The organism is Nonomuraea longicatena, from assembly GCF_039525605.1.
GTDB lineage: Bacteria > Actinomycetota > Actinomycetes > Streptosporangiales > Streptosporangiaceae > Nonomuraea > Nonomuraea longicatena.
Genome location: NZ_BAAAHQ010000035.1, coordinates 159010 through 178302 on the forward strand (window position 1 = coordinate 159010; position 19293 = coordinate 178302).

At 73.0% G+C, this 19293-nt stretch carries 17 protein-coding genes; 4 read left to right on the forward strand and 13 right to left on the reverse strand.

What is annotated here, in order from left to right:
* Nucleotides 1–32: 32 nt before the first annotated feature.
* From ABD120_RS28300 to ABD120_RS28335, 8 genes are read right to left on the reverse strand one after another with little or no spacing between them, the layout of a single operon-like run.
* A complete protein-coding gene (locus tag ABD120_RS28300; protein ID WP_343953170.1) occupies nucleotides 33–653 on the reverse strand; it encodes a VOC family protein in 621 nt (206 codons plus the stop codon).
* Nucleotides 650–1201 carry an alkylhydroperoxidase domain protein gene (locus ABD120_RS28305; RefSeq protein ID WP_343953171.1) on the reverse strand — a complete coding sequence of 184 codons (552 nt, stop codon included), beginning with the start codon at nucleotides 1199–1201 and terminating at the stop codon, nucleotides 650–652. Before ABD120_RS28305 ends, ABD120_RS28300 begins: the two co-directional genes overlap by 4 nt.
* Entirely contained in the window at nucleotides 1198–1767 is a 570-nt protein-coding gene (locus ABD120_RS28310; protein ID WP_343953172.1) for a CMD domain protein, read from the reverse strand. The genes ABD120_RS28305 and ABD120_RS28310 overlap by 4 nt, the downstream gene beginning before the upstream one ends.
* Nucleotides 1764–2753: a putative FMN-dependent luciferase-like monooxygenase gene (locus ABD120_RS28315; protein ID WP_343953173.1), complete on the reverse strand. Its 990-nt coding sequence runs from the start codon at nucleotides 2751–2753 to the stop codon at nucleotides 1764–1766. The genes ABD120_RS28310 and ABD120_RS28315 overlap by 4 nt, the downstream gene beginning before the upstream one ends.
* Nucleotides 2750–4273: a dipeptide ABC transporter ATP-binding protein gene (locus tag ABD120_RS28320; protein ID WP_343953174.1), complete on the reverse strand. Its 1524-nt coding sequence runs from the start codon at nucleotides 4271–4273 to the stop codon at nucleotides 2750–2752. The genes ABD120_RS28315 and ABD120_RS28320 overlap by 4 nt, the downstream gene beginning before the upstream one ends.
* Nucleotides 4270–5037 (reverse strand): ABC transporter permease, encoded by a 768-nt coding sequence (locus ABD120_RS28325; RefSeq protein ID WP_343953175.1) that lies wholly within the window; start codon nucleotides 5035–5037, stop codon nucleotides 4270–4272. Before ABD120_RS28325 ends, ABD120_RS28320 begins: the two co-directional genes overlap by 4 nt.
* Entirely contained in the window at nucleotides 5034–5936 is a 903-nt protein-coding gene (locus tag ABD120_RS28330) for an ABC transporter permease (RefSeq protein WP_343953176.1), read from the reverse strand. Before ABD120_RS28330 ends, ABD120_RS28325 begins: the two co-directional genes overlap by 4 nt.
* Nucleotides 5933–7552, reverse strand: coding sequence for a TIGR04028 family ABC transporter substrate-binding protein (locus tag ABD120_RS28335; protein ID WP_343953177.1), 1620 nt, complete (start codon nucleotides 7550–7552; stop codon nucleotides 5933–5935). The genes ABD120_RS28330 and ABD120_RS28335 overlap by 4 nt, the downstream gene beginning before the upstream one ends.
* Before the next feature lie 84 nt (nucleotides 7553–7636).
* Here ABD120_RS28335 and ABD120_RS28340 point away from each other — a divergent pair, with 84 nt between their 5' ends.
* Together ABD120_RS28340 and ABD120_RS28345 are read left to right on the forward strand one after the other, a co-directional pair.
* Complete coding sequence (locus tag ABD120_RS28340; RefSeq protein WP_343953178.1) at nucleotides 7637–8602, forward strand: hydroxyacid dehydrogenase; 966 nt, start codon at nucleotides 7637–7639, stop codon at nucleotides 8600–8602.
* Between the two features lie 80 nt (nucleotides 8603–8682).
* Nucleotides 8683–9126, forward strand: a complete 444-nt coding sequence (locus tag ABD120_RS28345) for an SRPBCC family protein (protein WP_343953179.1) — start codon at nucleotides 8683–8685, stop codon at nucleotides 9124–9126.
* A 3-nt stretch (nucleotides 9127–9129) separates the two neighbouring features.
* Here the strand turns inward: ABD120_RS28345 and ABD120_RS28350 are convergent, their stop codons facing one another.
* Nucleotides 9130–12213: an AfsR/SARP family transcriptional regulator gene (locus ABD120_RS28350; protein ID WP_343953180.1), complete on the reverse strand. Its 3084-nt coding sequence runs from the start codon at nucleotides 12211–12213 to the stop codon at nucleotides 9130–9132.
* Between the two features lie 59 nt (nucleotides 12214–12272).
* On the opposite strand from ABD120_RS28350, the gene ABD120_RS28355 reads away from it, so the two are divergent.
* The gene (locus ABD120_RS28355; protein WP_343953181.1) at nucleotides 12273–13730 is read left to right on the forward strand and encodes an MFS transporter; all 1458 of its coding nucleotides are present in this window, start codon (nucleotides 12273–12275) and stop codon (nucleotides 13728–13730) included.
* Between the two features lie 9 nt (nucleotides 13731–13739).
* Here ABD120_RS28355 and ABD120_RS28360 read toward each other — a convergent pair whose 3' ends face one another.
* The 4 genes from ABD120_RS28360 to ABD120_RS28375 are packed head-to-tail and all read right to left on the reverse strand — an operon-like array spanning nucleotide 13740 to nucleotide 18146.
* Nucleotides 13740–15020: a mannitol dehydrogenase family protein gene (locus ABD120_RS28360; protein ID WP_343953246.1), complete on the reverse strand. Its 1281-nt coding sequence runs from the start codon at nucleotides 15018–15020 to the stop codon at nucleotides 13740–13742.
* Nucleotides 15017–16225, reverse strand: coding sequence for a D-mannonate dehydratase ManD (gene manD / locus ABD120_RS28365; RefSeq protein ID WP_343953182.1), 1209 nt, complete (start codon nucleotides 16223–16225; stop codon nucleotides 15017–15019). Before manD ends, ABD120_RS28360 begins: the two co-directional genes overlap by 4 nt.
* On the reverse strand, nucleotides 16222–16950 hold the full coding sequence (locus ABD120_RS28370) for a 6-phosphogluconolactonase (protein WP_343953183.1): 729 nt from the start codon (nucleotides 16948–16950) through the stop codon (nucleotides 16222–16224). Before ABD120_RS28370 ends, manD begins: the two co-directional genes overlap by 4 nt.
* Nucleotides 16947–18146 (reverse strand): AGE family epimerase/isomerase, encoded by a 1200-nt coding sequence (locus ABD120_RS28375; protein ID WP_343953184.1) that lies wholly within the window; start codon nucleotides 18144–18146, stop codon nucleotides 16947–16949. Before ABD120_RS28375 ends, ABD120_RS28370 begins: the two co-directional genes overlap by 4 nt.
* Nucleotides 18147–18223: 77 nt before the next feature.
* On the opposite strand from ABD120_RS28375, the gene ABD120_RS28380 reads away from it, so the two are divergent.
* Complete coding sequence (locus ABD120_RS28380) at nucleotides 18224–19225, forward strand: LacI family DNA-binding transcriptional regulator (protein ID WP_343953185.1); 1002 nt, start codon at nucleotides 18224–18226, stop codon at nucleotides 19223–19225.
* The last annotated feature ends 68 nt before the right edge of the window (nucleotides 19226–19293 follow it).

A 19293-nucleotide genomic window follows, 5' to 3' on the forward strand; every position in this document is an offset into this window, starting at 1 on the left:
GAGCTTTTCACCGGACCGGGGTAGAAGAACCTCTACTCCAGCACCACCTCGCCGCGCGGGGTGGCGAGGACGGCACGCAGCGCCACGGTGTCACCGCGCGCCACGGTGAGGGCGGTGGCGCCCACGGTCGCGAGGTCGCGGCGGAGCGCGCCGGGGTCGGGGTGGGTGGCGGTGAAGGAGACGAGGGACAGTTCCGGCAGGCCGGAGTCCGCCGGGTGCGCGGTGGTGCCCCAGTCGATGAGGAACGGCACCGGCCGCACGGCCGCCGGGTCCTCGCGGCGGGTCAGCCGCCACTCCAGCAGGGTCCCGTCGGGTCTGCGGCGCGACAGCGGCTCGGCCGGACCCGGGTCGTACCCGGCCGCCCGTGCCCGCCGTACCGCCTGGTCGAGGTCGCCGGTGCGAACCGCCCAGGCGGCCAGCGCGGGCGCGGTGAGCGTTTCGAGCCCGAAGGCGCGCGGACGCTCACCCCCGGCGTCCGGGTCGGGGCCGATGACCTCCAGGTAGGCGCCCTCCCCCAGGCCGAGCAGGTAGTTGGCGGTGCCGCCGGGGTGCGCGCCGCCGGGCACGGGCGCGACCCCGGTCCGCTCGACGAGGTCGGCCACCCCCTTGAGCAGGTCGGGGACGGCGTAGACGAGGTGGTCGAGGGCGCTCACTCCGGTTCTCCCAGCGACAGCATGAGCCGGTTGGCCCAGTTGAAGAAGGCGGCCGAGTGGATCACGTCCGCGATGGCCAGGTCGTCCAGCCCGGCGCGGCGCAGCGCGGCCAGGTGCTCGGCGTCGAGCGCGGACGGGGTCGCGGTCAGCGCCACGGCGGCGTCGACGATCGCCCGCCAGCGCTCGTCCTGGGGCGCGTCCACGCCGTCGTCCAGCAGGCGCCGCACGTCCTCCGGCCGCTTGCCGTAGTGGGCGGCGAAGCGGGCGTGGACGGAGGCGCAGAAGACACACCCGTTGTGCCGCGAGGTCGCGGTCGCCGCCAGTTCGCGCTCGGCGCGAGGCAACCCGCCGTCGGCGTTGTAGAAGATGTCGTTGTCGGTCATGGTCCGCGCGTGCAGGACGTGCGGGTCGCGGGCCAGCAGCCGGAAGTACGGCGAAGCCGCCCGCGCCCGGTCCACGAGCGCGTCGAGCTGCTCGTCGGTCAGCGCGTCCTCCTCCGGCGGCTCCAGCCAGGGCGTCCAGGACAGGCGGTCGAGGGTGAACTTCACGCGGTGCCTCCGAGCAGACGCAGCCCCGCGACGACGCGGACCTGGAAGGACAGGAACGAGACGAGCTGCGACAGCGTGATCGCGGCGGTGGCGCTCCAGCCCGCGTCGAGCAGGGCGCGAAGGTCCTCCCGCTGGGCCTCGCGGGGACGGAACACCAGCAGGTGGGCGTGCTGGAAGGCGGCGGCCAGCCGTCCGTCGAGCTTGGAGACGTGGGAGGGCCCGACGGTGCTCTCACCGGCGAGTTCCGGGTCGCTGTAGGCGCCGTAGGGTCCTCTGGTGCGGCCGGCGTCGATCTCCTGCCGCACTCTGGCCAGCAGGTCGGGCGCGAGTTCGCCGAGTCTTTCCGCGTAGTGGGCGGCGACGGCGCTCTCGCCGTGCAGTCCGGTGACGAAGGCGGCGACGGCGTCGCGTTCGACGATGGTGACGTCGTCCTCGACGTCGGGGCAGAACAGCGCCTCGTAGGCGTGCTGAGCGTGCTCGCGGGTGTCGGGGCGGCGGCCGCGCAGGGTGTCGAGGCGGGAGCCGGGCCGGATTCCGGCCAGGCGGTCGATCAGGTCGGCGGTCACAGGGCGGATCCCTTCGCGGGGGCGATGTCCAGGGCGGGGGCCACCTCGGTGGCCAGCAGTTCGGCTGAGCGCAGCACGAGTTCGTGCGGCGGGTCGATGGAGTGGACCTGGAAGACCAGGTCGGTGACGTGTTCGAGGGTGGGGTCCGCGCGCAGCCCGGCGGCGACGTCCTCCGGGGTGCCGACGTGGGCGTCCCATGCGGCGATCAGCTCGTCCACGCCGCCGCCGTCGGGCTGCGGCAGGCCGGGCCTGGACAGGCCGGCGGCGGCCCAGCGCAGCGCCTCCTTCCTGGTGTCGGCCACGAACGCGGTGCGCGAGGCCATGATGCGCGGCGCGACCCCGTCGGGCAGGTGGGCGAGGTAGGCCTCCACGATCGGCCGCTGGAGGTCGGCCAGCGACAGGTGCGGGGCGCCGTCCGGGCGCGGCTGGGTGCGCGAGAGCATCAGCCCGTGCCCGGCACGGCCCGCCCGTGCGCCGCCGCTCGCGGAGAACGTGGCCTCCCACAGCGCGCCGGTGAGCCGGGGCGCGGGCGGGTAGAGCCGCTTGCCGCCGCCGAGGTCCTCGCCCGACCAGGCGCGCAGCAGCACGTCCAGGTGCTCGGCGTAGACGGCGGCGCGCTCGGCGGGGTCCTTGCCGAAGGCGGTGAACGCCGACGGGGTGCCGCCGCCCGCCACGCCGACCTCCAGCCGGCCGCCGGACAGCAGGTCGAGTACGGCGGTGTCCTCCGCGACCCGTACCGGCTGCTCCAGCGGGAGGGTGATGATGCCGGTGCCGAGCCGGATGCGCTCGGTGCGGGCGGCGGCGTGGGCGAGGAAGACCAGCGGTGCGGGCAGGCCGCCCTCCGCGCCGTCGAAGTGGTGCTGGGCGACCCAGGCGGTGTCGAAACCGAGGCGTTCGGCGTGCGTGATCTGCTCGGTGGCCAGGCGGTAGCGCTCGGCGGGCGGCGCGTCGTCGAGCAGCCGGGTGAAGAAGCCGAGGCGGGTCATCGGGCGGGCTCCGGCACCGCGTCGAGCAGCTCGCGGGTGTAGGCGTGCCGAGGGCTGTCGAAGATCTGTCTGGTCGTTCCTGATTCCACGATGCGTCCCTTGCTCATGACGGAAACGGTGTGCGAGATCCGGCGCACCACCGCGAGGTCGTGCGAGATGAACAGATAGGTCAGGCCGAGTTCGCGCTGGAGCTCCTCCAGCAGGTCGAGGATGCGCGCCTGCACGGTGACGTCCAGCGCGGACACGGCCTCGTCGAGCACGATCACCTCGGGTTCGACGGCCAGCGCGCGGGCGATGGCCACCCGCTGCCGCTGCCCGCCGGACAGTTCCCTCGGCCTGCGCTCCAGCAGCTCCGCAGGGAGTGCTACCCGGTCGAGCAGTTCCTTCACGCGGCGCCTGCGGGCGGCCCGGTCGCCGAGGCGGAAGTTGCGCAGCGGCTCCTCGACGATCGCGGCCACGCTCTGGCGGGGGTCGAGCGAGCCGTACGGGTTCTGGTGGACGAGTTGCACGTGCCTGCGAAAGGCCCGCTCCTGCGGCGCCCTGGGCAGCGTGACCGCGCCCGAGGTCGGCCGGGTGAACCCGGCGACGATCCTGGCCGTGGTGGTCTTGCCGGAGCCGGACTCCCCCACCAGCGCGTGCGTGCCTCCTCTCGGGACCTCGAAGGACACCCCGGCGACGGCCGTATGGTCCCCGAACCGCTTGACCAGGTCGGCCACGACGACGGCGGGTCCGCTCACGGGCGGCTCGCGGAAGTCGCCGGCGCGGAGGGCGGGCGCGTCGGCCAGCAGCCGCCGGGTGTACTCGGCGGCCGGTGCGGCGAGGATCTCGGGGGTGCCGCCGCTCTCCTCGATCCGGCCGTCGCGCATGACGACCAGCCGGTCGGAGCGGGCCGCCGCAACGCCGAGGTCGTGGGTGACGAGCAGGACGGCGGTGCCGTACTCGTGCCTGAGGTCGTCGAGGAGGTCGAGGACGCGGCGCTGCACGGTGGCGTCGAGCGCGCTGGTGGGCTCGTCCGCGATGAGCAGGCTGGGCCGCAGCGCGACGGCGGCGGCGATCAGCACCCGCTGGCGCATGCCGCCGGACAACTCGTGCGGGTACTGCCTCGCGCGGCGGGCCGGGTCGTCGAGTCCGACGCGGTCGAGCAGGTCGAGCACGCGGCGGCGGATCGCGGCGCGGTCGCCTGCCCGGTGGATGGCGAGGGTCTCGCCGATCTGGTGGCCGACGCGCATGACCGGGTCGAGCGAGGCGCCGGGGTCCTGGGGGACCAGTCCGATGCCGGTGCCTCTGACGGCGCGCAGGCGGCGCTGCGACCAGCGGGCGATGTCGGTGCCGTGCAGCAGGACCCGGCCGCCGGCCGGTGGGTGCAGACCGAGCAGCGCGCCGGCCGTGGTGGTCTTGCCCGAGCCGGACTCGCCGACGACGGCGACGCACTCGCCCTCCTCGACGGTGAAGGAGACGCCCTTGACGACCTCCTTGCGGCCGTGGCGGACCCGCAGGTCCCTGACGTCGAGCAGGGTCATCGCAGCTCCTTCGACAGGCGCCCGGCGGCCAGGACCACGGCGACCACGACGACGCCCGGCAGCGTGGTCAGCCACCAGGAGGTGGCCAGGTAGTCGCGGCCCTCGGCGATCAGCAGGCCCCATTCGGGGGTGGGCGGCTCGGCGCCGTAGCCGAGGAACCCGAGGGTGGACAGGGCGAGGACGGCGACGCCGGTCTGGAGGGCGGCCAAGGCGATCACGGGGCCGAGGGAGTTGGGCAGCACGTGCCGCCGCAGGACGGCGGTGACGGTGCCGCCGCTGCCGTAGGCGGCCTCGACGTAGTCGCTGCCGCGCACGCGGACGACCTCGGCCCTGGTGAGCCGGGCGAAGGCGGCGACGGAGCCGACGCCGACCGCGACGGCGGCGTTCACGGTGCCGGGCCCGAGCAGGACGATCACGGTCAGGGCGAGGAGCAGTCCGGGGACCGCCAGCAGGACGTCCATGAGCCGCATGACCAGCCCGTCGAGCAGGCCGCCGGCCGTACCCGCCGCGAGGCCGAGCAGGGTGCCGAGCACGAGGCCGACGGCGACGGCCACGGCGGCGCCCGACAGCGACTGCGCGGCGCCGTGGACCACGCGGGCGAACAGGTCGCGGCCGACGGCGTCGGTGCCGAACCAGTGCTCGGCGCTCGGCGGCAGCAGCTTGTCGGCCGGGACGCCGCTGAGCGGGTCGTGGCCGGTGAACAGGCCGGGGACGAGGGCCCACAGGACGGCGAGCGCGAGCGTCAGCCAGGCCGGCGCCCTCATGCGAGCCTCGGGTCGAGGATCGGGAACAGCACGTCCACCAGCAGGTTGACGAGCACGAAGACGGCGGCGGCGAGCACGACGACGGCGAGGAGCACCGGGGTGTCCTGGCTGTCGACGGCCTGTTCGGTGAGGCGGCCGACGCCGTTGCGGCCGAAGACCGTCTCGGTGACGACCGATCCGGCGACGAGTTCGCCGAAGGTGAGCCCGGCGACGGTGAGCGCGGGCGGCAGCGCGTTGCGGGCCGCGTGGCGCCACAGGATCCGCGAGCGCGAGGCGCCCTTGGCGGCCACGACCGGCACGTACGGCTGAGCCAGCGCGTGGTCCAGGGCGCGGGCCAGCACCTGGGCGATCGGCGCGGACACCGGCACGGCGAGCGTCAGCACCGGCAGCACGAGCTGCTGAGCCCGGCTGCCGCCGATGACAGGCACCAGGCCGAGCCGGAAGGAGAAGAGCTGGACGAGCAGGATGCCGAGCAGGAACACCGGCACGGAGACCATCAGCGACGGCACGGCCAGCAGCAGCCCGCGCAGCCGGGTGCTGTGGCAGGAGGCGAAGGCGATGAGCACGGCCAGCGGCACCGCGAGCGCGAACGCGGCACCGGCGAGTTCGGCGGTCGCGGGCAGCCCTTCGGCCAGCCGGTCGAGCACGGGGGTCCCGGTCTCGACGGAGTAGCCGAAGTCGCCCTGGAGGAAGCCGAGGAGCGTGTGCAGGTAGCCGCCGCCGTCGTAGTAGGAGCGGATCTCGGCGATCCGCTCGGGCGACAGGCCGAGTTCCGGGTTCTGGAACTTGATCAGGACGGCGTCGCCCGGCATGGCCTGGAGCAGGAGGTAGGCGGCGGTGAAGGCGGCCCAGAGGACGAGCAGCGCCTGCCCCGTCCTTCTGAGCAGGTGCGCGGTCATCTGGCGAGCCAGACGGAGTAGAAGCTGGGCCGGGCCACCGCCTCGAACGCGACGCCGCGCACGTGCGGGGCGATGCCGTACACCTGGGGCTCCTCGAACAGCGGGATCGCGTAGGCGTGCTCGACCAGGTAGCGCTGGATCTCGCCGACCTTGGCGTCGCGCGCGGCGGGGTCGGCGAGGGCCGACTGCTCCTCCAGCAGCGTGTCGAGGCGCTTGTCCGTGGACAGCAGCACGTCGCGGCTCTCGCTGTGGAACTGGCTCTTGATCACGTCCTGGTCGGCGCGGCCGACCATGCTGTGGCTGACGGCGGTCTTCTGGGCGTCCTTGATGTCCACGGCCTGGGTGCCCGCGTCGGCGGGGCGGATCTCCAGGGTGACGCCGAGCTTGGCCCACTGCTGGGCGACGAGTTCCAGCGTCTGCTTGGACAGCGGCTGCGGTCCTGAGACGAAGACGCCGAGTTTCAGCGGCCGGCCGTCCTTGGCCCGCAGGCCGTCCGCGCCCTTGGTCCAGCCGGCCTCGTCGAGCAGCCGCGCGGCCTGCGCCGGGTCGTGGGCGAGGTCCTTCGACAGGTCCACGTGGCCTCGGGCCAGGTGGCTGAGCACCGAGGTGGCCTGCGGGTAGTTGGCGGTGAAGAGCGTGTCCACGACCTCCTTGGCGTCGGTGGCCTTGACCAGTGCCTTCCTGACGCGGGCGTCCTTCAGCAGCTCGTTGTCCGGACGCAGGTAGAGGCCGTTGTTGACGCCGCGCGTCGGCTCGGCCCGTACGGTGAACCCGGCCGCCGCGACCGTGCGCTCGTCATATGCCTGGACGTAGCGGACGTAGTCTGCCTGCCCGCTGGTGAGGGCGCCGACGCGGACGCTGTCCTCCGGCGTGACGATGATCTTGATCTGGTCGAGGTAGGCGCGGCCCTGGTGCTGCGACGACGGCGGCGCCCAGTCGTAGTCCTCGCGTGCGCGCAGGTCGATCTCCTTGTCCACGACCTGGCCCGCGACGGTGAACGGGCCGGAGCCGATCACGTTCTTGAGCTGGCACTGTTCCTCGTACGGCAGGCCGATCGTCTTCTTCGACACGAGGCCGGCACCGATCACGGAGGTGCCCTGGAGGAAGCCGGGCGAGGGCCGGTCGAAGAAGAACTTCACCGTGCGCGGGTTCACGACCTCGCTGCGCGCGTAGTTGCTGACGAACTCGGCGGGCGGCAGTTTCAGCCGGGCGTCGCCTTTGCCGTACACGTCGAAGTTGGCCGCGACCGCCGAGGCGTCGAGCGGGCTGCCGTCGCTGAAGGTCACGCCGTCGCGCAGGTGGAAGGTGTACTCGGTGGCGTCGTCGTCGACCGTCCACTTGGTGGCGATCCACGGCTCGACCGCGAGGGTCTGCGGGTTCTGCCAGGTGAGCTTGTCGGTGAGCTGGTTGAGGACGCCGCCGTTGGGATAGAAGCCGGCCGCCGGCAGGTACAGGCAGGTGGGCGGCTGATGCTCCAGGTAGGTGAGGGTGCCGCCTCGGACGGGGGTGCCGTCCGCCGCCGCGGCGCGCGGGGCGGGGGCGGCGCCGCAGGCGCTCAGCAGTCCCACGACGGCGAGCATTGCGACGCTGAGGATCGCGGGTCTGGATGAGGACATGGGACGACAACCCTTCGTTCTGCGGCCTTACCCGACAAAACCCTAATACCTACCGGAATAGTAGGCAAATATAAGATCTCACTCGTGCGAAAAGCGGCCTTTGTCCTTAGCCCTGCTGTCTTCGACGACGTCTACGGCCCGTCGATGGCCCGGATCCGCACGATGACCGAGGTGATGCACGAACCCCCTGGCCCGATCGACCCCGCCGACATGGCCGACGTGCGCGTGCTGTTCAGCAGCTGGGGCGCGCCCGTGCTCGACCAGACGCTGCTCGACGCCGCCCCCAGGCTGGAGATCGTCCTGTACGCCGCCGGCTCCGTCCGCGCGATCACCACCCCGGAGTTCTGGGCCCGGGGCATCCCGCTGGTGTCGGCCTACCAGGGCAACGCCGTACCGGTCGCCGACTTCACGCTGGCCCAGATCACGCTGGCGCTCAAGGGCGCCTTCCAGTACGCGCTGCGCGCCCGCGCCGACCGCGCCCCCGCCACCCTGGTCGAGCGCCCCGGCCTGTACGGCTCCCGCGTCGGACTGCTCTCACTCGGCGCCGTGGGCCGGATGGTGGCCGACCGGCTGCGCCCGTTCAACGTCGAGGTACTGGCCCACGACCCCTACGCCCGCTCCTACCCGGGGGTACGCCTGGTCGGGATCGAGGAGCTGTTCGCCACCTGCGACGTGGTCAGCGTGCACACCCCGCTGCTGCCCGCCACACGCGGGCTGGTCGGCAGGGAACTGCTCGACTCGATGAAGCTGGGCGCGACGCTGATCAACACCGCGCGTGGCGCGGTGATCGACGAGCACGCGCTGGTGGACGTGCTTACCGAGCGGCCCGACCTGTTCGCCGCCCTCGACGTCACGGACCCGGAACCGCCGGAGCCCGGCTCACCGTTGTTCACCCTGCCGAACGTGATGCTCACCCCGCACATCGCGGGGGCGCTCGGCGGCGAGCGGGGCGCGCTCGGCGAACTCGTGGTGGACGAACTGGCCCGGTTCCTCGCCGGCGAGCCGCTGCGCCACGCACTGACAGAGCGGAGTGCGGCACTGCTCGCCTGACCTTAAGGCCGCGGGAAGGGGAGCATAAGCGGATTCACGGATCGTCATGTCATCGCCGACAACCGCCACAAGAGGGACAGATGACATCCGACTACGAGATCGTCCGCGAATTCGCCGCCTCCCGCGAACGCGTGTACGCCGCTTGGACCACCCCCGAGCGGTTCGCCCGCTGGTTCGGGCCGAGGATCTTCGCCACCCCCGCCGACCGGGTGGTCCTCGACTGCCGGCCGGGCGGCAAATGGCAGGCCACGCTGGTCGGCGAGGACGGCTACTCCCTGACACTGGACGGCGTCTACCGCGAGGTGTGCCCGCCCGAGCGGCTGGTGTTCACCACGGGCGACCCCGAGGCGCCCGGTGACGGACCCGCCTCCGTGGTGACGGTCGGCTTCACCGACCGGGGCGACGTGACCGTGATGACCTTCCGGCAGCGGGGGGTCAACACCAGCACCTCCCACGCCGAGCAGTCCAGGGCCGGGTGGCTGGAGTTCTTCGAGCGCCTCGACGAGCAGCTCTCGCGCCCCTGACCCTCACGGGACGTCGTCGAAGGTCTGCGCCGCGCCGCCGGCGCGGGCCGCCTCGAACTCCGCCTCGCCCAGCGCGGCGATCGCGCGCTCGGCCGTACGGGTGAGCTCGGCCTGCTCGGAGACGCTGGCCGGGTTGCGGCCCGCCGAACGGGCGGCGGCCGCGAGGCCCAGCAGGCGGGCGGCCTCAGCGGGCGGGGAGACCACGGCCAGCGCCTCGGTGACCGAGGTCAGCGAACGCGGGTCGCCGATCTTGCGGCCCGCCGCCAGCGCTTCGAGGAACAACGCGCGGGCGCCGTCCGCGTCGCCCCGCCGTTCCTGCACGTAGCCGAGTTCCGCGAGGACGCTCGGCATGAACAGCGGCGGCTCGGCCGCCGGATCACGCGAGACCTTGTGCAGCATCCGGTTCAGGTGTTCCTCCGCGAGCTCCAGCCGGCCGGCGCGGCGGGCGGCGAAGGCCAGCCCCATGCGGGAGAAGTACTGGCCGTCGAGGTAGCCCTGGCCGACCGCCAGGGCCAGCGCCTGCTCGCACACGTCCATCGCGCGGGCGTACTCGCCGTGGTGCATCGTCAGCCAGCCCAGCCACGCCAGTCTGCGCGCGACGTCCGACCACAGCCCGAGGTCCTGGGCCACGCTCAGCGCCTCGCCGAAGGTGCGCACCGCCTCGTCGTAGCGCCCGCGCATCTCGGCCAGCCCGCCCAGCCACTCGGTCGCCTGCAGCAGCCCCCACCCGTCGCCGAGTTCGCGAAACAGCCGGGCGCTCTCTCCGCCGACCTGTTCGAGCAGGTCCATCTCGCGCACCGCGAAGGCGTCGCGGGCGTGCCTGCTGAGAACGGCGGCCTCGCCCCACTTGTCGCCGAGTTCGCGGAAGGTCACCAGCGCGTCCTCGGTCAGCTCGCGGCTGGCGGGCAGGGCTGCCTGGCCGAGCGAGAAGAAGAACTCCGCCCGCGCCCGCACCCCCGGGTCGGTGATCTTCAGCGTGGCCCGCCAGTCGACGTCCTCGCCCAGCAGCAGCGCGAACCCGGCCCGCCAGGCGGCCGCCTGCTCGCGGTCTGCGGGATCGGCGCCGTCCTCGGCCGGGACGGCCAGCGCGGTGTCGAAGGCCCTGCGGGCCTCGCGCAGCCGTCCGCGCAGGAACCAGTACCAGGCCAGGTCGTTGACCAGGCGCAGCCCGACGGGGCCCGGGGCGGCGTCGAGCGCGGCGCGCAGGTTGGCGGCCTCGGCGTCCAGCCTGCGCAGCCACTCCGCCTGCTCCGGCCCGCGCAACATGCCCTCCGCCTGCGCCGCCAGGCGCGTGTGGTGCTCGACGAAGACCGCGCGCACGCTCGCCTCCTCGCCCGAGTCCTCCAGCCGCCGCCTGCAGTAGGCCGCCACCGACTCCAGCAGCCGGTAGCGCACCCCGGCGGCGCCCTCGACCACGCCGACCAGCGACCGGTCGACCAGCCTGACCAGCAGGTCGAGCACGTCGAGCCCGTCGCCGCCGCACACCGCCTCGGCCGCCTCCAGCGTGCACCCGTCGGCGTGGACCGACAGCCGCCGCAGCACCACCCGCTCCTCCTCCGACAGCAGGCTCCAGCTCCAGTCGATCATGCCGACCAGCGTCTGCTGCCGGTCGGAGACCCCGCGCTGCCACCCGGCGAGCACCTTGAAGCGGTCGTCCAGCCGCGCCACCAGCTCGTGCACGCCGAGCGAGCGCACCCGCGTCGCCGCCAGCTCCAGCGCCAGCGGCAGCCCGTCGAGCCGCCTGCACAACTGGGCCACGGCCGCCGCGTTGCCCTCGTCGAGCGCGAAACCGCGCGCCGAGGCCGTCGCCCTGGCCATGAACAGCCGCACCGCGTCGGACTTCTCGACCTGCGCGATGTCCTCGCCCTCCGGCAGGTCGAGCGGGGGCACGCTCCACAGCGCCTCGCCCGCGACGCTCAGCGGCTCGCGGCTGGTCGCCAGGATGCGCAGCCCGGGAGCCGCGCGCAGCAGCAGGTCGGCGAGCGTCGCCGCCTGGTCGACCACGTGCTCGCAGTTGTCGAGCACCAGCAGCAGCCGCCGGGAGCGCAGCGCGTCGACCAGCCGGTCGAGGGCGTCGCCGGCGCCGCCGCCGTCCCTGATGTCCAGCGCGCTCAGCACCGCGTCGGCCAGCGAGTCGGTGTCCTTGTCGTAGGCGGCGAGCTCCACCAGCCACGCGCCGTCGGCGAAACGCGCGTCGGAGGCGGCGCTCAGGCCGGTGGCGACCGACAGCGCGAGGCTCGTCTTGCCCACGCCGCCGGAACCGGTCAAAGTGACCAGCCTGCTCCTGCCGAGCAGGTCGACCACGCCGGTCTCGGCCTCCTCCCGGCCGATCAGCTCGGTGACGGCGGCGGGCAGGTTGCTGAGCGAGCGACGTACCGGGCCGTTCAGCTCCGGGTCCTGGCGCAGGATGCGCTCCTGCAGTTCGGCCAGCTCGGGCGACGGGTCGAGGCCGAGTTCGTCCGACAGCCGCTCGCGCAGTTCGGCGTAGGCGGCCAGGGCCTCGCCCTGCCGTCCCGACCGGTAGAGGGCCTTCATCTGGACGGCGCGCAGCCGCTCGCGCAGCGGGTGGGCGGCGACCAGGTCGCCCACGTCGACGCTCTCGCCCGCCGCCAGCCGCGCCTCCGCGTGCTCCTCCAGCGCGGCCAGGCGCTGCTCCTCCAGCCGCGCGCCGGCCGCGCGGGTGAACTCGGCGTCGGCGAAGTCCGCGTACGGCGCCCCCCGCCACAGCTCCAGCGCCTCCGCCAGCCGCCCTTCGGCCGCCAGCCTGGCGAAACGCAGCCCGTCCACCTGGTCGGACGATACCCGGAGCTGGTAGCCGGGCGCCCGCGAGACGATGAGGTCCCTGCCACCCGGTTCCGCGTCCTCCAGCGCCTTGCGCAACTGCGAGACGCGGACCTGGAGCGCCGCGGCCGGGTTGGCGGGCGCGTCGTCGCCCCACAGGTCGTCGACCAGGCGGTCGACGGACACCACCCGGCCCTCGTGGGCCAGCAGGTCAGCGAGGAGCGCGCGCACCTTCAACCCGGGGACGGCCACGACCTCCCCGGAGTCCGTCCACACGGTGAGCGGCCCCAGTATCCCGAAACGCATACGACCGACCTTAAGAACACGAGAAGAAGACCAGAACCGCCGTAGCCGACTGTAGTCCCATGACGACGACCGAAGCACCCGCCGGGAGGCGCGAATGGATCGGGCTAGCGGTGCTGGCCTCGATCGCGCTACTCCTGTCCATCGACGTCAGCGTGTTGTACCTCGCGCTGCCGCACATGAGCGCCGAACTCGGCGCCACCGCCTCGCAACAGCTGTGGATCGTGGACATCTACTCGTTCCTGCTGGCCGGGTTCCTGGTGACGATGGGCACGCTCGGCGACCGGATCGGCCGCAGGAAGCTGCTCCTGGTCGGAGCGGCGGCCTTCGGTGTCGTGTCCGTGGTGGCCGCCTTCTCCGGCAGCGCCGAGATGCTCATCGTCAACCGGGCGCTGCTCGGCGTGGCGGGCGCCACGCTGATGCCGTCGTCGATGGCGCTGATCCGCAACATGTTCACCGACCCCAAACAGATGGGCGCGGCCATCGGTGTCTGGTTCAGCGCGTTCATGGTCGGCATGGCACTCGGCCCGCTCGTCGGCGGCCTGCTGCTGGAGTACTTCTGGTGGGGCTCGGCGTTCCTGCTCGGCGTGCCGTTCATGGTCGTCGTCCTCGTGACCGGTCCGCTCCTGCTGCCCGAATACCGTGACACCGGCGCGGGACGGCTCGACCCCTTCAGCGTCCTGCTCTCGCTGGCGGCGATCCTGCCGGTCGTCTACGGGCTCAAGGAGATCGCCAGGAACGGCCTCGACCCGGTCAACATCGCCAGCGTCCTCATCGGCGTGGTCGTCGGCGTGATCTTCGTCCAGCGGCAGCGCCGCCTGCCCAGCCCGCTGCTCGACATGCGGCTGTTCGGCAACCGGACCTTCGCCGCCACGCTGACGATCCTGCTGCTCGGCGGCGTCGTCATGGCGGGCACGACGCTGATGGCCACCATGTACCTCCAGTCGGTGGTCGGCCTGTCGCCGCTGGCGGCCGGGCTGTGGCTGCTGCCGCAGAGCCTGGTCATGATCGTGGCGCTGTCGGCGGGGCCGATGCTGGCCCAGCGCATGAGCCCGACGTGGGTCATGGCGGCCGGGCTCGTGCTCGGCGCCTCCGGGCTGGTGCTGCACACGCAGGTCCCGGCGGTCGGCGGGCTGCCGCTGCTGGTGGCCGGGCTGGTCCTGGCCTCGGCGGGCATCGCGCTGCCGATGACGGTCGGCAACGGCATCATCATGACGGCCGCGCCGCCCGAGAAGGCGGGCTCGGCGGCGTCGCTGTCCGAGACCAGCGGCGAGTTCGGGGTGGCCATGGGCATCGCCGCCCTGGGCAGCCTGGGGGCGGCGGTGTTCCGTACCCAGCTTCCCGAAGGCGTGCGGGCCGACACGATCACCTCGGTGGTCGGCCCGCCCGAGGTCATGGAGGCCGCCCGCGCGGCCTTCACGAGCGGCCTCAACGTGGTGGCGGCGGTGGGAGCCCTGGTGTTCCTGAGCCTGGCGGTGGTGACGGCGCTCGTGCTGCGCCGGGCCACCCAACCGGCCTGACCGGCCCGCTCAGCCGGTGCTGTCGGCGATCAGTTCGGCGAGCGACTCCGTGACCAGGTCTCGGAACACCTGGTCGGCGGGCAGGTCCTCACCGAACACGGCGGACACCGCGAGGAGCCGGTCCACGGTAAGGACGACCTTGTCCGGTTCGGGCACCCGCAACCGGTCGGCGAGGGGGTCGTCCAGGGTGGATGCGGTAGTCACATACCGCATCCACCCAGCCACCGCCCGCGCGATCCACCTCGGCTCCCTCCCCGCCGCGAGCAGTTCGCGGGCCGGGTCGAGCAGCCGCTGGGGCAGCTTCTGCGAGCCGTCGGCCGCGATCTGCGCCGTGCGGTGCCGCAGCCGGGGGTTGGCGAACCTCTCCAGAAGCGACGCCTTGTAGGCGTCCAGATCGAAGCCGGGCAGTGCCCCGAGCGTCGGGGTGACCTCCTCCATCAGGCCCGCGACCGGCTCGGCGAGTTCCGCGACGGCGTCTCGGACGTACTCGTGGCGGCTGAGGTAGGCGAGCATCGAGTGGCTGCCGTTGAGCAGCCGCAGCTTCATCCGCTCGTACGGCTCCGCGTCGGCGACGAGCAACGCGCCCGCCCGCTCCCACGCGGGCCGCTCCCCCGCGAAGTCGTCCTCGATCACCCACTGCCTGAACGGCTCGGCGACGACCGCCCCGCGATCCTCCAGCCCGAGCCGCCGCGCGACCTCGGCCAGGTCCTCCGGGGTGGTGGCGGGGACCATCCGGTCGACGACGCTGCTCGGGAAGCGCACCTGGCCGGCGATCCACTCCGCCAGTCCGTCGCCCGCGGCGGCGCGTACCAGCCCGGCCAGCACGGCTCCGTTGCCCGGCAGGTTGTCGCAGCTCAGCACCGTGATCGGACCGGCGTCCGCACGGGCGCGGGCGCGCAGGCCAGCGACGAGCGCGGCGACGGCCGGGCTGCCCGGGGCGTACCCCTTCTCGGTGATCGTGAGCGTCACCACGCGCGTGCCCGGATGGGCGAGGGCGGCGGTGAGCCGCTCGTCACCGGGCGGCAGCACCTCGGTGATCGCGCCCACCACCTGCGGCGGGCCGCCTGTGGAGACGGTGTAGAGGCCGTCCTGCGGGCCGAGCTGGTCGGCCACGGTGGTGCTGCGCTGGGTGGCGCCGCAGATGCCCCACCGGTCGTCGCCGGTGGCCGCCATGGCCTCCTCGGTGTAGACGGCCTGGTGGGCGCGGTGGAAGGCGCCGAGGCCGAGGTGCACGACGCCGACGGCCGACGGGCGGCGGGCGCCCGGGTACGTGGTGCGGCTGAGTCTCACCAATTGTGCATGCTCCCGTCGGTGAGCCGGTTGACCGGCAGGTAGGCGGGGTCGTAGGGGTAGCGGCCGGCGAGTTCCTCGTCGATCTCCACGCCGAGGCCGGGCTCCTCGCTCGGGTGCAGGTAGCCGTCCTCGAACCGGTAGCCGTGCGGGAAGACCTCGTCGGTGAGCGTCGAGTGCCGCATGTACTCCTGGATGCCGAAGTTCGGCACCGCGAGGTCCACGTGCAGCGCGGCCGACATGCACACGGGCGACAGGTCGGTGGCGCCGTGCGAGCCGGTGCGCACGTGGTGGAGGGCGGCCAGGTCGAAGATCCGCCGCAGGTGGGTGATGCCGCCCGCGTGCACGACCGTGGTCCTGATGTAGTCGATGAGCTGCTCGGTGATGAGCCGCTGGCAGTCCCAGATCGAGTTGAAGACCTCGCCGACCGCGATCGGCGTCGTGGTTTGCTGCCTGATCAGGCGGAAGCCCTCCTGGAGCTCGGCGGGCACCGGGTCCTCCAGCCAGAACGGGTGGTACTCCTCCAGCGACGCGCCGAGCCTGGCGGCCTCGATCGGCGTGAGCCGGTGGTGCACGTCGTGCAGCACGTGCAGGTCGGGGCCGAAGCGCTCGCGCACGGCCGCGAACAGCTCGGGCACCATGCGCAGGTACTGCGGCGTGGACCAGGTGTTCTCCGTGGGCCTGCGGGCGTCGGCGGGCTCGTAGAACATCTTGTCCGCGCTGACGCCGTAGGTGCTGGCCAGGCCGGGCACGCCCGCCTGCACGCGGACGGCCTTGTAGCCGAGTTCGACGTAGCGGGCCACCTCGTCGAGGACTTCGGGGATGCTCTCGCCGTTGGCGTGGCCGTACACGGTGACGCCGTCGCGCGAGCGTCCGCCGAGGAGCTGGTAGACGGGCATTCCAGCGTATTTGCCCTTGATGTCCCACAGGGCGGTGTCCACGGCGGCGATGGCGGTCATGGTGACCGGCCCGCGCCGCCAGTAGGCGCCCCGGTACAGGTACTGCCAGATGTCCTCGATGCGCGCCGGGTCGCGGCCGATGAGCAGCGGGCAGACGTGGTCGCGCAGGTAGGAGACGACGGCGAGCTCGCGCCCGTTGAGGGTGGCGTCGCCGAGCCCGGTGACGCCCTCGTCTGTGGTGATCTTCAGGGTGACGAAGTTGCGTCCCGGACAGGTGACGATGACCTTCGCGTCGATGATCCTCATCCGTGTGCCTCCTGGTCGGCGAACAGCGCGCAGTGCGCGTGGGTGCGCAGCACGGAGGCCGGGCAGTCCGTGGTGAGCGGCCCGTCCAGCGCCGCGCGCAGCGCGGCCTTCTTCCTGGCCCCCGGTACGGTCACCACCAGCCGCCGCCCCGCCATGAGCGTCGGGATCGTCAGCGTGACCGCCTCACGCGGCACCTGGTCGAGGTCGGCGAAGCAGCCGTCGGCCACCTGCTGCCTGCGGCTGGCGGCGTCGAGCGCGACGATCTTGACGGGCAGCGGGTCGGCGAAGTCGGCCACCGGCGGGTCGTTGAAGGCCAGGTGGCCATTGTCGCCGACGCCGAGGCAGATCAGGTCGAGCGGCGCGGCGGCCAGCAGTTCGGCGTACCTGGCGCACTCGGCCTCGGGGTCGGCGCCGGGTTCGATGGCGTGGACCTGGCCGGGCCGTACGGCGTCCCAGAGGTGGGTGCGCAGGAAACGGGAGAAGCGGGCGGGCGATTCCGGCGCCAGATCGACGTACTCGTCGAGGTGGAAGACGCTCACCCGCGACCAGTCGAGGCCGGGCGCGTCCCGCAGCCCGGCCAGCAGGCCGAGCTGCGACGGCGCGGCGGCGAAGACGACCCTGGCGTTCTCCTGGCGGTGGAGGGTCTCGCGCAGGGCCGCTGCCGCCTCGACGGCGGCGGCGGCACCGGCGGCGGCCCGGTCGGCGTGGACGGTGACCCGCATCATTCCTCCCCCAGTTCGACCAGTTGCATGAGGTTGCGCGCCACGTGGTAGGGGTCCTTGACGGGCAGCGCGACGACCTCGTCGAGCGGGCGCCCGGCGCGGTCGCGGATCTGGATCCACTCCTCGCCGTCGTCGCCGCCGGGGAAGGTGTCCAGCGTGTACGCCCACAGGCGCTCGAACCAGGCACCTGCGGCGGCGTCGCCGTGGCGTACGGCGGCCAGGCGGGTGGTGTAGCACGCCTCCGAGTGGACCCACCACAGCTTGGTGGTCCAGGTGCGGGCGATGAGATCCTCGTACGGCCCGCCGCCCCGCCGTCCTTCGGCGCGGGTGTAGCGCAGCAGGCCGCCGTGCTCGTCGTCCCAGCCTTCCGCGCAGAGTGCGGAGACACTGGCGAGGACGGCGGCGTCCGCACTGTCGTCGCCGAGCAGTTCGCCCGCTTCGAGGACCATCCAGGCGCCTTCGAGCGCGTGGCCGGGGTTGCGGTGGCGGGCGAGGACGGTGTCGCGGGCGGCCGGGTCGGCGACCAGCATCTCGGTGAACAGCCCGCCGGGCTCCCGGTGGGCGAGCACCCCGCGTACGGCGGCGCCGAGCCGCTCGCGCAGCACGGGGTCGGGGCCGTGGACGGCCTCGTGGGCCCGCACCTGGTCGAGGCGGGTGTTGAGCAGGATCATGGCCGCGCCGAAGCCCTGGTGGCCGGGCGGCAGCGGGTACGGCGGGGTGGGCGGGTCGCCGCGCTCGATGTCGGCGGCGGCGCGGGCGACGATGGCGTCGATCACGGGCAGCCACTCGTCGGAGCCGGTGTGCCTGGTCAGCTCGGACAGGCCCATGGCGACGAAACAGTCGGCGTAGACGCTGCGCGCGGCGGGCTGTTCGGCGCCGCGCTCGTCGAGCAGGTAGGCGCAGGTGCCGTCGGGACGGACGGCGTGCTCGGTGAGGAAGCGCGCCCCGCGCAGGGCGTGGGCGAGCAGTTCGGCGCGGTCGAGGGCGAGCAGCCCGCGCTCGGCCAGGTGGGCGGCGCGGGCCAGCAGCCACACGAAGCGGCCCTGCGACCAGGTGAACTTGTCGGTCGACAGCCGGCTTCTGCCCCGGTTGTCGAAGCAGGTGTAGAAGCCGCCGTTGGTCTCGTCGATGCCGTTGGCGAGCCAGAAGGGGAAGATGACGTCTTCGAGTTGCCGCCGTGCGATCAGGTCTGGGCCCATGCCACCCCTTCGTTGAAATGAAAGCGATTGCATGGATTCTGGCTTCGCTAGAGTTACCCGTCAAGGGAGGGTGCGAAGTGGCACGTGCGACGATCTACTCCATCGCCGAGCGTTGCGGCGTTTCAGCGGCGACGGTCTCGCGGGTGTTCAACCGGCCCGAGCTGGTGCGTGAAAGCGTGCGCGAGCGGGTGCTGCGGGTCGCGGCCGAGCTCGACTACCAGCCGAGTTCCGCCGCGCGCGGCCTGGTCACGGGCCGGGTGGGCCTGGTGGCGCTGCTGGTGCCCGACATCACCAACCCGTTCTTCCCGCTGCTGGTGCGCTCGGTGCAGCGCACGGCGGAGCGCGCGGGCACCTCGTTGATGCTCATCGACGCCGAGGAGTCCGCCGCCGCCGAGATCCGGCTGGTCACCAAGCTGCGCGGGCGCGTGGACGGCGTCATCGTCGCCTCGCCCCGGGCCTCGGCCGCCGCCCTCCGCGAGGCGGCCAGAGGTCTGCCGTGCGTGCTGGTCAACCGCACGCTGCGCGAGCTGTCCTCGGTGATCTGCGACAACACCGCCGCGCTGTTCGACGCCGGCGAACACCTCTACGAGCTGGGCCATCGCGACTTCGCACTGCTGTCGGGCCCCAACGCGTCCTGGGCGGCCGGGCGGCGTTCCAAGGCGGTGCGGCGCTGGGCGCGCGGGCGCGGGGTACGGCTGGCCGAACTCGGCCCCTTCCGCTCCTCCTTCAAGGGCGGCAGGCAGGCGGGCGCCGCCTTCCTCGCGACGGACACCACCGCGGCCTTCGCCTTCGACGACCTCATGGCCTGCGGCGTCATCGCCGAACTCGCCGAGAACGGCGTCTCGGTGCCGGGTGAGCGCAGCATCGTGGGCTGCGACGACGTCCTGCTCGCGCAGACCGTGACCCCCAGCCTCAGCACCGTGACCGCGCCTCTTGACGATCTCGGCCGCACCGCCGTAGAGGTCCTGATCAGGCAGATCGAGGCTCCTGACGCGGAGCCGGTCGCCAAGGTGCTGCCCGGTGTTTTTACCCGGCGGGCCTCCACCGGCCCCTTGACCGGGGCCCAGGCTTCGGCCTAGATTCCCTGCAATCGCTTACATCAACCCAGCAGCCGGACCCATTCCGATCGGCACCACCGCGCCCCACC